Annotated in this window: 10 protein-coding genes; all 10 read right to left on the minus strand. The window is 72.7% G+C overall.

Features of this window, described 5'->3' with window-relative positions; genetic code table 11:
• Positions 1-179: 179 nt before the first annotated feature.
• Positions 180-1,232: a sugar phosphate isomerase/epimerase family protein gene (locus ABZ312_RS07815; protein WP_500436801.1), complete on the minus strand. Its 1,053-nt coding sequence runs from the start codon at positions 1,230-1,232 to the stop codon at positions 180-182.
• Between the two features lie 34 nt (positions 1,233-1,266).
• Positions 1,267-2,655 carry an alkaline phosphatase family protein gene (locus ABZ312_RS07820; RefSeq protein ID WP_500436803.1) on the minus strand — a complete coding sequence of 463 codons (1,389 nt, stop codon included), beginning with the start codon at positions 2,653-2,655 and terminating at the stop codon, positions 1,267-1,269.
• A complete protein-coding gene (gene eboE, locus ABZ312_RS07825) occupies positions 2,652-3,821 on the minus strand; it encodes a metabolite traffic protein EboE (RefSeq protein WP_500324649.1) in 1,170 nt (389 codons plus the stop codon). Before eboE ends, ABZ312_RS07820 begins: the two co-directional genes overlap by 4 nt.
• A gap of 13 nt (positions 3,822-3,834) precedes the next feature.
• Positions 3,835-4,683 carry a TatD family hydrolase gene (locus ABZ312_RS07830; protein WP_500324648.1) on the minus strand — a complete coding sequence of 283 codons (849 nt, stop codon included), beginning with the start codon at positions 4,681-4,683 and terminating at the stop codon, positions 3,835-3,837.
• Complete coding sequence (locus ABZ312_RS07835; RefSeq protein WP_500324647.1) at positions 4,683-5,318, minus strand: EboA domain-containing protein; 636 nt, start codon at positions 5,316-5,318, stop codon at positions 4,683-4,685. The genes ABZ312_RS07830 and ABZ312_RS07835 overlap by 1 nt, the downstream gene beginning before the upstream one ends.
• Positions 5,315-6,172: a sugar phosphate isomerase/epimerase family protein gene (locus ABZ312_RS07840; protein ID WP_500324646.1), complete on the minus strand. Its 858-nt coding sequence runs from the start codon at positions 6,170-6,172 to the stop codon at positions 5,315-5,317. Before ABZ312_RS07840 ends, ABZ312_RS07835 begins: the two co-directional genes overlap by 4 nt.
• Entirely contained in the window at positions 6,169-7,395 is a 1,227-nt protein-coding gene (locus ABZ312_RS07845; RefSeq protein WP_500356336.1) for an SCO3242 family prenyltransferase, read from the minus strand. Before ABZ312_RS07845 ends, ABZ312_RS07840 begins: the two co-directional genes overlap by 4 nt.
• The gene (locus ABZ312_RS07850) at positions 7,392-8,546 is read right to left on the minus strand and encodes an inositol-3-phosphate synthase (RefSeq protein WP_500324644.1); all 1,155 of its coding nucleotides are present in this window, start codon (positions 8,544-8,546) and stop codon (positions 7,392-7,394) included. Before ABZ312_RS07850 ends, ABZ312_RS07845 begins: the two co-directional genes overlap by 4 nt.
• Positions 8,547-8,640: 94 nt before the next feature.
• Positions 8,641-12,360, minus strand: coding sequence for a ThuA domain-containing protein (locus ABZ312_RS07855; RefSeq protein ID WP_500324643.1), 3,720 nt, complete (start codon positions 12,358-12,360; stop codon positions 8,641-8,643).
• A gap of 294 nt (positions 12,361-12,654) precedes the next feature.
• Positions 12,655-13,659, minus strand: coding sequence for a sugar phosphate isomerase/epimerase family protein (locus tag ABZ312_RS07860; RefSeq protein ID WP_499515840.1), 1,005 nt, complete (start codon positions 13,657-13,659; stop codon positions 12,655-12,657).
• Positions 13,660-13,680: the final 21 nt, after the last annotated feature.

Here is a 13,680-nt window from a genome sequence, read left to right on the forward strand (position 1 = left end):
CCCGCTCCGTCCCTGGTCATGGGCTCGCGCGTCGCTGCGGCCGCAGGACTGCCCGAAGTCGCGGCGACGCGCAAGCCCGGCTTCTCCCGGGAAGACGAAGGGCCCCGGCCCGCCCGAGCGGCGGGCACGGGGCCCCTCCGGCATGCCGGACGGCGCGTCAGATCGTCACCGACACGGCGTCAGCAGTCCTTCTCGCGCAGCGAGTGCAGGTACGCGCTCGACCTGCGGGCGAAGCTGAAGGAATCGGGCGGCGTGTCGTGCTCGGTCTGCCAGTGGTGGTCGAGGCGGCCGCCTTGCGTGCGCGTCACGGCCGAGATGAACCGCTGGTAGTCGATGTCCCCGTCCCCGACGTCGACCATGCGGTAGCCGTCGGCGTTGGTGTCGTCGCGCTCACCGTCCTTGACGTGGAAGAGGGGGTAGCGGTCGGGCTGCTTCAGGACGTAGCGCAGCGGGTCGAAGGGGGCGGGGGTGCCGTCCGCACGCTTGGAGAACCGGAACTGGCCCGCGTAGGCCCAGTAGATGTCCATCTCCAGGTAGACCAGGTCGGGGTCGGTCTCGGCGAGGAGGACGTCGTACAGCCGCACTCCCGGGCGGTCGGTGGCGAAGGAGAACTCCTCCGCGTGGTTGTGCTGGTAGAACTTCATGCCGCGGGCCTTGGCGGCCGCGCCATACTCGTTGAACTCCTCGGCGCAGCGCTTCCAGCCGTCGACGGTGCTGCCGTACCGCCAGGGACCGGACGCCGTTCCGATGTGCTTCAGCCCGAGAGCCTGGGCGTCGTCGAGGACCTTCGTCAGGTTCTGGGCGAAGGTGTAGGCGTTCGGGTCGCCGTCGTTGTAGTAGCCGACGTGGCTGCCGATGGCGCGCAATCCGTGGTCGCGGGCGAGCCGGCGCAGCTGGGCGAGGGTGATGGCGCCCGCGGAGCCCTGCGTGTAGCCGGCGTACTCGATCTCGTCGTAGCCGTACTTCTGGAGTTCCGCGAAGACGGGGGCGAAGCCCAGTGTGGAGACCTTGTCGCGCAGCGAGTACAGCTGGATGCCGAGGCGGCCGGGAGGCAGGACCGGGCGGCCGTGGCCCTTGCCGTGCCCCTTGCTCTGGGCGGCGGCAGCGGTGGGGGCGGCCAGGCCGAGCAGCGCGGCGGCGCCGGCTCCGGCGGCGACGCCCAGCATGCCGCGTCTGCTGAGCTTGCGGCTGAGCTCCGGGTCGGGGGTGCTGTTACGACGCGAGCTGGTCATTGTGGATAACTCCTTGGCGTCGGTGATGTGTGGTTCAGTGGAGTCCTGCCAGGCGCAGGAGCAGGGACTTCACTTCGGTGGCCGCCACGCGGCCGCCGACGGCACGGGGGATGGAGCAGAGGATGAGCGGACCTTCTTCGTCGCTCGCCGGGAGGCGGCCGTGGCTGCCGCGAATAGGCGAGGGGTCGAGCGGCACGACCGCCATGCGGTAGCGCATGCCGAGCTTCTTGCGGGCCAGTGCGGTGGCGGCCTTGACGCGGACGTAGGGGTCCGCGGGGTCCATGAACAGTTCGACGGGGTCGTAGCCGGGTTTGCGATGGATCTCGACGAGCCGGGCGAAGTCGGGTGCCCTGTCGTCGTCAAGCCAGTAGTAGTACGTGAACCAGGCGTCCGGGTCCGCCACGGCGACGAGCTCGCCGGAGCGCGGATGGTCCAGACCGTGCCGCTTCTTGCCCTCGTCGTCGAGGAGTTCGGCGACGCCGGGCAGCGTGGCGAGGACCTTGCGGGTGGCTTCGAGGTCCTCGGGACGGCGCACGTACACATGGGCGATCTGGTGGTCGGCGACCGCGAACGCGCGGGAGGCCATCGCGTCGAGGTACTCCATCCCGTCCTGGGTGTGGACCTCCAGCAGCCCGGCGCGCCGCAGCTCGCGGTTGATGTCGACGGGCCGGCTGACCGGCGTGATCGCGTACTCGGAGAGCGCCACCACCGTGCGGCCCTCCCGGCGTGCGTCGTCGAGGAGCGGGGCCAGGGCCTCGTCCAGCTCGGTGGCCGCGCGGCGGGAGCGGGGGTCGTCCGGACCGAACCGCTGCAGGTCGTAGTCGAGGTGCGGGAGGTAGCAGAGGGCGAGGTCGGGTGTGCGGGTGCGCAGGATGTGCCGGGTGGCGTCGATGATCCAGCGGCTGGAGACGATGTCGGCGCCGGGGCCCCAGAAGTGGAAGAGGGGGAAGGTACCGAGGGCGTCGGTGAGCTCGTCGTGGAGCTCGGGGGGCCGGGTGTAGCAGTCGGGCTCCTTGCGGCCGTCCGCGTAGTAGACGGGGCGCGGGGTGACCGTGACATCGGTGTCGGCGCCCATGGCGTACCACCAGCAGATGTTGGCCACGGTGTAGCCCGGGTGGGCACGGCGGGCGGCGTCCCACAGCTTGTCGCCGGCGACGAGACCGTTGTGCTGGCGCCACAGCAGGACGTCGCCGAGTTCGCGGAAGTACCAGCCGTTGCCGACGATGCCGTGCCCGGCGGGCGGCGCACCCGTGAGGAAGGTGGACTGGGCGGCACAGGTCACCGCGGGCAGGACGGTGCCGAGCGGGGCCTGTGAGCCGCTGTCCGCGAGCCGCCTCAGATGCGGCATGTGGTCCAGGAGCCGGGGGGTGAGGCCGACGACGTCGAGGACGAGGAGGGGGGCCGGCCCGGCGGTGTCGGTCATGGGAGTTCCTTCAGGCCGAGGTCGTGGAGGAGGTCGCGGGCCAGACCGAGTTCCGCGGCGATGCCGTCGGCGAGCTGGGCCCGGGTGCGTGGGCGCAGCTCGGCGGGGAGGGCCTGCCAGGTGTAGGTCTCGACCTCGAGGTGGTGGGTCAGCGGGGACGGGCCGCCGACGAGGCGGGCGAGGGCGTCCTTCAGGACGGGGACGGTGGAGGTGAGCGGAGGCGCCGGCGGTGCGTGCAGCGGCACGTGGAAGTGGGCGCGCCAGGGTGCGCCAGTGGGGAGCGGCCCCTCGGTGAGCGCCTGGTGGAGGTCGTCGGTGCCGTGCAACCCGCCGGCGGTGCGGGCGCGCGTCTGATGGAGGAAGCGGGGTTCGGAGAAGGCGGCGAGCGCGTCGCGTACGTCCTGCAGGTGCGGGTGTTCGGCGTGCAGGGCGGCGGAGAGCTGGACCTTGGGGATGGTGATGCCCGCCGCGGTGAGCGCGTCCAGCGCGGCGGCGGGTTCTTCGAAGGAGGTGGCGAGATGGCAGGTGTCGACGCACACGCCGATGCGGGGGTGGGCGATCGCCGTGAGGGGCTCTATCGCGTCCGCGGTGGTCTCGACGATGCAGCCCGGTTCGGGTTCCAGGGCGATCCTGATGGACTTGCCGGTGAGTTCGGCCAGCGCGTCGAGCCGTCCGGCGAGGGTGGTGAGGGCGGTCCTGGCGCTCCGCGCGGCACGCTCGTCCCAGAGGGTGCGCCAGGCGAGCGGGAGGGTGGAGATCGATCCTTCGGTGACGTCGGCGGGGAGCAGGGCGGCGAGGAGGTCGGCGAGGCCGCTGGTGTAGGCGAGCCGCTCCGGCTCGGTCCAGTCCGGCCGGTAGACCCGGTACTTGACCTCGGCGGCGCCGAAGCCCTGGTAGGGGAAGCCGTTGAGGGTGACGACCTCGAGGCCGCGGCGGTCGAGTGCGGTGCGCAGCCCGCGCAGGGCGGCCGGATCGGTGTGGAGGGCGCGCGCGGCGTCCTTGGCGAGCCACAGCCCGATGCCGAGGCGGTCCCGGCCCAGCCGTTTGCGCACGGGTTCGCAGTGGTCGCGGAGCTGCGAGAGGACTCCGTCGAGCGTCTCCGCGGGATGGACGTTGGTGCAGTAGGCCAGGTGGACGACGGAGCCGTCGGGGTGCCGGAAGCGCATGGGTACCGCCTCCTCATTCCCCGCCGCGGAGGATGGAGTTGCCCTCGTGCAGGTCCGCGGGGGCCGGGACGTCGAGCTGCAGCTTGCCGCTGCGGCCGTAGAAGGCGACGGGGTTGCGCCACAGGACCTGGTCGACGTCGTCGGCGGTGAAGCCGGCGGCGAGCATCGCGTCCGCGGTCCTGCGGGTCTTGAGGGGGTCGCTCTTCCCCCAGTCCGCTGCGGAGTTGACCAGCGTCTTCTCGGTACCGTAGGCCTTCAGCACGGCGACCATGCGGTCCTCGTCCATCTTGGTGTCGGGGTAGATGGAGAAGCCCAGCCAGCAGCCGCTGTCGGCGGCCTCCTTCACCGTGGTCTCGTTCAGGTGGTCGAGCAGGACGTGCTCGGGGTCGAGCGCGGACTCGCGGACGACGTCGATGGTGCGGCGCATCCCGGTGAGCTTGTCGCGGTGCGGGGTGTGGACGAGGGCGGGCAGTCCGTGGTCGGCGGCGAGCTGGAGCTGGGTGGCGAGGGCGGTGTCCTCGGCGGGGGTCATCGAGTCGTAGCCGATCTCGCCGACGGCGACGACGTTGTCCTTGACGAGGAAGCGGGGCAGCGCGTCGAGGACGGGGAGGCAGCGCGGGTCGTTCGCCTCCTTGGGGTTCAGGGCGACGGTGCAGTGGTGGGCGATGCCGTACTGCGCGGCGCGGAAGGGTTCCCAGCCCAGGAGGGAGTCGAAGTAGTCGAAGAAGGACTCGGGGCAGGTGCGGGGCTGACCGAGCCAGAAGGAGGGTTCGACCAGGGCGCGGACACCGGCGGCGTACATGGCCTCGTAGTCGTCCGTGGTGCGGGAGGTCATGTGGATGTGGGGGTCGAAGATGCGCATCAGGACTCCTCCGTCCGGGACGTCAGGGCGAGGGCGCGGTGGAGGTCCGCGGGGACGGGCCGGCCCGCGGCGGTGCGTTCCGCCGCGTAGTCGCCGAGCATGCGGGCCAGTTCCGCGTCGCCGCGTGCCCGGTCCTCGAGCCGGGCGGCCGCGTCCACCGGCACTCCGGTGAACAGGCATTTGAGGAGGGCGTGACGCCAGGTGTGCGGGTCGAGGTGCTCCGCGGCGTAGGGGCCGACGGCGGCGGCGACGAGCCGCGTGTCGTTGGTGCGCAGGGCGTCCTCGACGAGGGGCACCCCGTCGGCGGGGGCCGGCGCGAGGTGCGGCAGCGCGAGGAGGACGGCGCGGCGCTCCGCGGCGGTGCCCTGCCGGTACAGGCGGGTCAGCGTGGCGGCGTCGGCGCGGGCCTCCCGTAGGAGCAGCACGCGGGCGGCGTCGGCGTGCTCCTGGCCGCAGTGGCGGCCCGCGGAGGCGAAGCGCTGTTCCCAGGCGGGCACGGAGGAGGGTGTGGTGGGGGTGTCGTCGTCCGTGGTGCCGTCGCGGGCGGCTCCGGCTTCGGCAAGGGCCGCGTCGAGCCAGGCGCCGGCGGCGTCGCCGAGCCGGCCCTGGAGGCCCTCGCGGGTGGGTGTCGTCATGCCGTGGCTCCGTTCGCGGGGGTGTGGGAGCGCAGGAAGTCGAGGGAGGTGCGGGCGAGTTCGGGTCCGGCGTGGGAGTGGCGGGGAAGTTCCACGACGGTCAGGCCCTCGTAGCCGGTGTCCGCCAGGGCCTGGAGGACGGGCGGGAAGTCGATCTCCCCGTGGCCGAAGGGGAGGTGTTCGTGGACGCCGCGGCGCATGTCCTCGATCTGGACGTGGCGGAGCCAGGGGGCGGCCTGTTTGACGCAGTCTGCGGGGGGCGCCGGTTCCAGGCACTGGCAGTGGCCGATGTCGAGGGTGAGTCCGAGGGGTTCGGGGTCGCCGAGCAGGCCGCGCAGGTGGTGGAAGTCGTCGAGGCACGCGAGGAGGTGACCGGGCTCGGGCTCGACCGCGAGCGGGACCCCCGCGGTGGACGCCGCGTCCAGGACGGGTGCGAGGGCGCCTTCGAGCCGCTGCCATGCGGTTGCGGACGACGTGCCGGCGGGCGTGATCCCGCTGAAGCAGTGCACGGCGTGGGCCCCGAGGTCGGCGGCGACCTGGACGGCGCGGACGAGCAACCGGGTGCGGGCGGCGCGGGCGTCGGGGTCCGGGTCGAGGAGGGAGGGACCGTGCTTGCGGCGCGGGTCGAGGACGTAGCGGGCGCCGGTCTCGACGGTGACCTCGAGGCCGAGCGCGGACAGCCGTCCCGCGAGGCGCCGGGTGCGGGCGGCGAGGTCGGGTGCCAGCGGGTCGAGGTGCATGTGGTCGAGGGTCAGTCCGACGCCGTCGTAGCCCAGGTCGGCGAGGAGGGAGAGGGCGTCATCGAGGCGGAGGTCGGTGAGGCCGTTGGTTCCGTAGCCGAGGCGCAGGCTCATGTGGGGCTCACCTTCCTGGCGACCCGGCGGGCTACGGGGCCGAGGGCGAGGACGGCCGCCGCGGATGCTCCCGAGCCGGAGCGGGCCGCCAGGGCGGCCTGCAACGGGATCATGGCGCGGATCCCGCCGCCGACCGCGCGCTGGGTGAGCTGCGGTGACGGGTTGAGAGCCGCGTGCAGGAAGGGGGTGAGCGCCGTGCCGGCGTAGGCCGCGGAGGCCAGTGCCGTCAGGACGTGGGGCAGGGCCGGTGGTTGCTCCGTCCTCGGGGCCGGTCGCCCGCGCCGGCCACCGCCCGACCCGTGCCGGGCAGTGGCCGACGGCGGGCGTGTGGACGCACGCAGGTGGTGCAGCGTCCGGGCGGCGTCGGCCGTGACGGCGGCGATCGCCGTGGTCGTGACCAGCGCTGCGAGCGGTGCCCTGCTGGAGCCGCCCTGCGTCTCGTTGCGGGAGACGGTGGTGACCGCGTAGGTGTGTGCGCCGAGCAGGGCGGCGTGGGGCAGCGCAGCGGCGAGCGCCCGGGGACGGGTGGCCGCCGCGCCGAGCACGAGGTCGAGGGCGCGTGCGGTGGCCATGGCGGCCGGTCCCGCCGCCGTGTGCTTAAGACGCAGGTCGTACGCCCAGACCGTCGCCGCGAGGGTGGTGGCGAGGGCGAGCGGGGCGCGTCCCGCGCGGGCCGCGAGCGCCAGGCCGGCCGCGGTGAGCGCCCCGGCGGCCGTCAGGGCGGCGGCCGGGCTGATCCGGCCCGAGGGGAGGGGCCGGTGGGGGCGGTCGACGGCGTCCTCGTCGCGGTCGGCCCAGTCGTTGAGCGCCATGCCCGCGTGGTAGAGGCACAGCGAGCTGCCGATGGCGAGGAACGTGCCGCGGCGGGGACCGCGTCCCGTCGCGGCGGCGCCCGCGAGGGCGTCGCCCGGGACGGTGAACAGGGCGGAGACGCGCAGGAGTTCGGCCCAGTCCCACAGCCGTGGGGCCGGTGCGGGCCGTTCCGCCTCGGCGTCGCCGGCGTCGTCGGCGCTCCCGGGCCCGGCGGGCCGGGCGTCGTCGCACCCGCCCGGGGCGGCCCCCTCCTCCGCCCCGGGCCGGTGGGTGCCGCGCGCCGCCCCGCCCCGCGGGACGGTGTCGTGCACCGTGCCGCGCGCTGGGTGGCGCGCGGCGAACGCCGTCACGACGCCGAGGGCCGCCACGACGGCCAGGGCCCGCAGCCGCCCCGCTCCCGGTGCCCTCACCGGGACTCCCCCAGCCTCACGGCGAGGGCCAGCAGCTCCCCGTACTGCTCGGAGAGCGCCGCGGGGGCGCCCGGGTCGGGGTCCTTGAAGTAGAAGCCCAGCTCGGGGAGGGGTCCGCTCAGACCGGCCTCCTGGGCGCGGGCCGCGAAGCGGGCGAGGTCGAGGACGAGCGGGGCGGCGAGGGCGGAGTCGCATCCCTGCCAGGTGGTCTGGAGGACCATGCGGGTGCCGAGGAAGCCGTCGAAGGCGATGTGGTCCCAGGCCGTCTTCCAGTCGCCGAGGGCGGGGACGTCGTCGATGTGCACCTCGCCCTCGGGGGCGGCGCCGAGGGCGTCGGCGAGGACGCGCTCCTTGCCGGCGTTCTTCGCCGCGGCCGCCGCGGGGTCGGCGAGGACCGCCCCGTCGCCGCCGCCGAGCAGGTTGGTGCCGGACCAGGCCCGTACCGACAGCGCGCGTTGCACGAACATCGGGGCGAGGACGGAGCGGAGCAGGGTCTGCCCCGTCTTGCCGTCCCGTCCCGCGTGAGGCAGGCCGCGGGCGGAGGCCGCCTCGGCGAGGTCCCGGGTCCGTATCCCGGTGGAGGGGGTGAAGTTCACGTAGGCGCATCCGGCCTCGATCGCCGCCGCCGCGTAGAGGGAGCTCGCCGGGAGGCGGTCGCTCCCGGGCTCGGGAACGGGCTCGGTGGAGGCGACGTTGACGACGACGGTCCGCGCCAGGTCGTGGCGGTGGGTGAAGGCGGTGATGTCCGCCGCGAACGCCGCGATCAGCTCCTCGTCACCGCGGGTGTCGCCGGGGAGCGGGCCGCCGGTGCGGATCTCGGCGTCGGCGGCGGCGAGTTCGGCGCGGAGCGCGGCCGGCAGGCCGTACGGCAGCACGCCGCCCTCCGCGAGCTGTTCCGCCCGCTTGCCCAGCGGGCAGGCGGCCGTGTCGTGGCCGCCGAAGACCAGGGAAGGGAGTGGTGGAAGGCCGGCCGAGGCGAAGGGAGCGGTCTCGCTCACCATGCCCGTCGCGGGGTGGAGCCCGGCGGTGATCGCCGCGCATCCCGCGACGGCGGTGGTGGCGACGGAGCCGCGGGCTCCGATGAGCCACACTCCGGTGCGTGCGGGCGACCGGTGGTCCGATGCCGGTGCCGGGGCGGGGGGGTTCGTCACGGCTGCCTCCCTGGTGCGAGTGGTGGGGGGCGGCGGGCGGGGGCACGGCGTCTCCCCGCCCGCCGCCGGCTCGTGGGTGCCGGCAGGGACTGCCCTACGAGGAGGGAAGTTCCTTGATCTGTACGTTCCGGAAGGACACCTGGTCGTCGGCCCCGTGGTTCTGCAGGCCGATGTAGCCGTCCTTCAGGCTGCGGGCGGGGTCGGTGTTGGTGAAGTCGTTGATCTTGACTCCGTTGAGGAAGACCTGGAGCCGTTCACCCTGGACCTTGATCTCGTAGCTGTTCCACTGGCCCGGGGGACGCAGCACCTGGTCGCGGGCCTTGAGGTTGGCCGACTTGAAGCTGTAGACGGAGCCGGTGGTGCGGTCGGGGGCGTCGGAGGCGTCGATCTGGATCTCGTAGCCCTTGTCCACCGCTGACCAGGGGTCGTCGGAGGCCGGGAAGCCCACGAAGACACCGGAGTTGTCGTCGCCGTCCATCTTCCAGTCGAGCTTCAGGGAGTACGCGCCGTACTGCTTGGCCTGGTACCACAGCAGGCCCATGCCGCCCTCGGTGCGCAGTTCACCGTCGACGACGTTGAACTTGCCGGGGCCCGCCTGCTTCCAGCCCTCCGAGGTGTACCCGTTGAACAGGTCGCGGTAGCCCGTCTGCGGCTTGCAGTCGGCCTTGACCTGTCCGACGGCGTAGCGCAGTCCGCCCAGGAGGTGCTGGCGGAAGGCCGGCTCGGCGTAGGACTCCTTGGTGTGCCCGAGACCGGTGTAGAAGGAGCGCCCGGACTGGTAGGTCTGGCACCACGCGATCGGGTGGTCGCCCTTCATCGTGCCGCCCTGGTAGGTGGTCTCGTCCAGGGTGGCGAGGACGCGGGCCTGGCCGCGCGGGTTGGTGCGGTAGTTGTACCACTCGTCGGTGCGCTCCCAGCCGGCCTCGTCGAGGTGCGCGGTGGCGGGGTGCGTGTGGTCCTCGGCGCGGACGGTGGCCTTCTGGATCTGCGGGTGCCCCTGGAAGTAGGCGCCGACGAGGCCGCCGTAGAAGGGCCAGTCGTACTCGGTGTCGGCGGCGGCGTGGACGCCCATGTAGGCGCCCCCGCCCTTGACGTAATTCTCGAACGCCTGCTGCTGATCGGCGTTGAGGACGTCACCGGTGGTCGACAGGAACACCACCGCGTCGTAGCGCGCCAGGTTGTTGCTGGTGAACTGACGCGGCTCCTCGGTGGCGTCGACGGTGATGTTGGCGGTGGCGCCGAGCTCCTTCAGCGCGGCGACGCCGGTGGGGATGGCGTCGTGGCGGAACCCGGCGGTCCTGGAGAAGACCAGGACGCGCTTGGCGGCGCGGTCTGCCGGGACGTTGGAGAGCTCGAAATCGTCGAGGTCGTAGAGCGCCCCGGAGCCGCCCTTGAAGACCAGGAACAGCTCGGTGGTCTTCTTCGGCACGGCGCGCAGCGGTACGTCGATCTCCTGGAAGGTCTCCCAGCTGCCGGTCACCGGTACGGGGGCGGAGCCCAGGATCGGGCCGGTCGCCGAGCCGGTGCGCACCTCGAGGAAGCCACCGGAGCCTCCGGAGGAAACGCGGGCGGTCAGCCGGACGGAGCCGGTGAGGTTGTAGGGCTTGAAGGAGATCCAGTCGCCGTCGTCGATGTTGCCGACGGTGCGGCCGCCGTGGGCCTCGGCCTTGTCGAAGAGGTCGACGCCGGACGAGCCCGTGAAGTGCTCGGCCTGCCGGTGGCGCGGCTGCAGCTGCGCCTGGTCGTGGCCGGTCAGCGCCTCCTGGCCGCCGCCCCCGCCGTCGGTGTACTCGGCGTCGATGACGCCGAAGATGTTGGCGTTGGGGTCGTGGCCGCCGTCGGCGGAGGTCTTGATGGCGCCGGAGCAGCCGTTGACGGAGGTCACGGGGTGGCCGTGGCTGTCGTGGCCGAGGACGTAGGTGACCTTGACCTTGGAGCAGTCGACGGTCCCGTCCTCGGGGTCGGTGACGGTCACCTTGAACGGGATCTCGTCGCCGAAGCTGAACAGGGCCCCCTCGGCGGGTAGTTCCAGGGTCACCTTGGGCGCGGTGTTGCCGACGACGACCTGGACGCTCGCGGTCGCGGTGCGCCCGGTCGGGTCCTTCACCGTGAGGGTCGCGGTGTAGGTGCCGTTCGTACGGTAGGTGTGCGCGGGGTCGGCCGCGGTGGAGGTGCCGCCGTCGCCGAAGTCCCAGCTGTAGGCGAGCGTGTCGCCGTCGGGGTCGGTGGTGCCGGCCGAGGAGAAGGTGACCTTCAGCGGTGCGGTGCCCGAGGTCTTGTTCGCGGACGCCTCGGCGCTCGGGGAGCGGCCGTCGGTGGCGTTCTCGATCCGGTAGAGGGCAGAGTGCTCGTCACCGCCGAACCAGGCGGTGCCGTAGTCGAGGACGTACAGCGCGCCGTCCGGGCCGAAGGCCATGTCCATGATCTGCGTGCCGGTCCAGGGCACGTCGTTGATGGACTGGACCGTGCCGTCCTCGCCCTGGTCGATGCGCTTGATCCAGCGGCGCCCGAACTCGCCGGCGAAGAAGTCGCCGTCGTAGGCCTCGGGGAACTTCACCGGGGAGTCCAGTTCGGGGTCGTACCGGTAGACCGGGCCGCCCATGGGGGACTCGGAGCCGGAGCCGAACTCGGGCACGGAACCGCCGTCGTAGGGGATCCACGCGGCCTGCGCGGGCGGCAGGTCGGTCAGGCCCGTGTTGTACGGCGAGTCGTTCTTCGGCGCGGCGCAGTCGAAGGTCGCGCCGGACTGCCCGGTCGCGAAGTCGTAGTCGACGTACGGGTCGTTGTCGCCGGTGCAGAAGGGCCAGCCGAAGTTGCCGGCCTTCGTCACGCGGGCGAACTCGACCTGGCCGCCGGGGCCGCGCTTGGGGTCGGCCGCGCCGGCGTCGGGTCCGTAGTCGCCGACGTAGGCGATGCCGGTCTTCTTGTCGACGCTGAAGCGGAACGGGTTGCGGAAGCCCATGGCGTAGATCTCGGGCCGGGTCCTGTCCGTGCCCGGGGCGAAGAGGTTGCCCTCGGGGATCGTGTACGAACCGTCGTCGGCGACCTTGATCCGCAGCAGCTTGCCGCGCAGGTCGTTGGTGTTGCCGGAGGTGCGGCGGGCGTCGTAGGCGGGGTTGCGGCCCGGGCGGTCGTCGATGGGCGCGTAGCCGTCGGAGGCGAAGGGGTTGGAGTCGTCGCCGGTCGACAGGTACAGGTTGCCCTGGGCGTCGAAGTCGATGTCACCGCCGACGTGGCAGCAGATGCCGCGGGTCGTGGCGACGTCGAGGACCTTCTTCTCGCTGGCGTTGTCGAGGGTCCAGTCGGCGTTCAGCGTGAAGCGCGAGAGCCGGTTGACGCCGTCGAACTTGGCGAAGTCCTCGGCCGTCCCCTGGTCGGGGGCGTCGCCTGCGGGGGTGTCGAGCGGGGGCGCGTAGTAGAGGAAGATCGCCCGGTTCTCGCTGAAGTCCGGGTCGATGCCGACGCCTTGGAGGCCCTCCTCGTCGTGCGTGTAGACGGGGACCGTTCCGATCACGGTGGTGGTGCCGGCGGCGTCGGTCCTGCGCAGCTCGCCGTCGCGCGAGGTGTGCAGCACGCTGCGGTCGGGCAGGACCGCGAGGGACATGGGCTCGCCCGTCTCGGGCTCCCCCTTGGCGAGGGTGACCTGCTGGAACTCCTCCGCCGCCGCGGCCGCGGGCTCCGTGTCGAGGGGCCGGGCCGAGGCGCCCAAGGGGGCGGAGATGACGAGGGACGTGGCGGCGAGGAGGCCGCCGGTGAGGAGCGCGAGTCCCTGCCGGAATCGGGTTCTGGATGCTCCGGGCCGTTTTCTGTGCACGTGTGTCCTCCGGGAAGGTCGTACGGGCGGATGCAGCTGCCGTGCGGAAGATCCGGGGACCGGCGTGCGCCGTCACGCTGGTCGGGTGCCGCTCAGGACCGGCCTCGTGTTTCAGGCCTGTGTCCTGTACACCTCAGGGACGGTAGCCGGGTTCGTTCCGGACCGAAAGGCCTTGCGCGGTGAATAAGTTGAACTTTCTCCAGCGCCAGGACAAAGCTGGGCCCGGGCAGCCCGACAGGCCCGGCGGCGGCGGCCGCCGGGCTGCGGGATGTGTGCTGTGACCTGCGGTGACGCCTAGTCGTTGCCTCCGAACGCGGCGTCGAAGGACGCCGCAGGCGGATCGAAGTCGTACCGCTTCAGGAGGGAAAGCGCTTCCGGGGCGCCCGCGAGGCGGTCCATCCCGGCGTCCTCCCACTCGACGGAGATCGGGCCGTCGTATCCGATCGACCGGAGCATCCGGAACACGTCCTCCCACGGCACGTCGCCGTGCCCGGCCGAGACGAAGTCCCAGCCGCGCCGCGGGTCGCCCCACGGCAGGTGGGAGCCCATGCGCCCGTTGCGGCCGTCGAGGCGCTTGCGGGCCTCCTTGCAGTCGACGTGGTAGATGCGGTCCTTGAAGTCCCACAGGAACCCGACGGGGTCGAGGTCCTGCCACACGAAGTGGCTCGGGTCGAAGTTCAACCCGAAGGCCGGCCGGTGGCCGACGGCCTCCAGCGCGCGGTGCGTGGTCCAGTAGTCGTAGGCGATCTCGGCCGGGTGGACCTCGTGGGCGAAGCGGACCCCCTCGGCGTCGTAGACGTCCAGGATCGGGTTCCACCGCTCGGCGAAGTCCTCGAAGCCGCGCTCGATCATCCGCTCCGGGACCGGCGGGAACATGGCGACCAGGTGCCAGATCGACGAGCCGGTGAAGCCGATGACGGTGCGCACCCCGAAGGCGGCCGCGGCGCGCGCGGTGTCGGCCAGCTCGCGCGCGGCCCGCTGCCGGACGCCCTCCGGCTCACCGTCGCCCCAGATCCGGGCGGGCAGGATCCCCTTGTGGCGCTCGTCGATCGGGTTGTCGCAGACGGCCTGTCCGACCAGGTGGTTGGAGACCGCCCAGCACTTCAGGCCGTACTTGTCGAGCAGCGCCCGCCGCCCGTCCAGGTAGGCGGGGTCGGCCAGGGCTTTGTCGACCTCGAAGTGGTCGCCCCAGCAGGCGAGTTCGAGCCCGTCGTAACCGAAGTCGCGGGCGAGCCGGCAGACCTCCTCCAGGGGCAGGTCGGCCCACTGGCCGGTGAAGAGGGTGAAGGGTCGTGGCACGGCGAGGGCCTCCTCGATACG

Source organism: Streptomyces sp. NPDC006207, assembly GCF_040613835.1.
Lineage (GTDB): Bacteria > Actinomycetota > Actinomycetes > Streptomycetales > Streptomycetaceae > Actinacidiphila.

Coding starts and splice junctions, on each gene's coding strand:
- ABZ312_RS07840 (WP_500324646.1), bottom strand. CDS start 6,172: ATGAGCCTGCGCCTCGGCTACGGAACCAACGGCCTCACCGACCTCCGC.
- ABZ312_RS07820 (WP_500436803.1), bottom strand. CDS start 2,655: ATGACCGACACCGCCGGGCCGGCCCCCCTCCTCGTCCTCGACGTCGTC.
- ABZ312_RS07815 (WP_500436801.1), bottom strand. CDS start 1,232: ATGACCAGCTCGCGTCGTAACAGCACCCCCGACCCGGAGCTCAGCCGC.
- ABZ312_RS07835 (WP_500324647.1), bottom strand. CDS start 5,318: ATGACGACACCCACCCGCGAGGGCCTCCAGGGCCGGCTCGGCGACGCC.
- eboE (WP_500324649.1), bottom strand. CDS start 3,821: ATGCGCTTCCGGCACCCCGACGGCTCCGTCGTCCACCTGGCCTACTGC.
- ABZ312_RS07830 (WP_500324648.1), bottom strand. CDS start 4,683: ATGCGCATCTTCGACCCCCACATCCACATGACCTCCCGCACCACGGAC.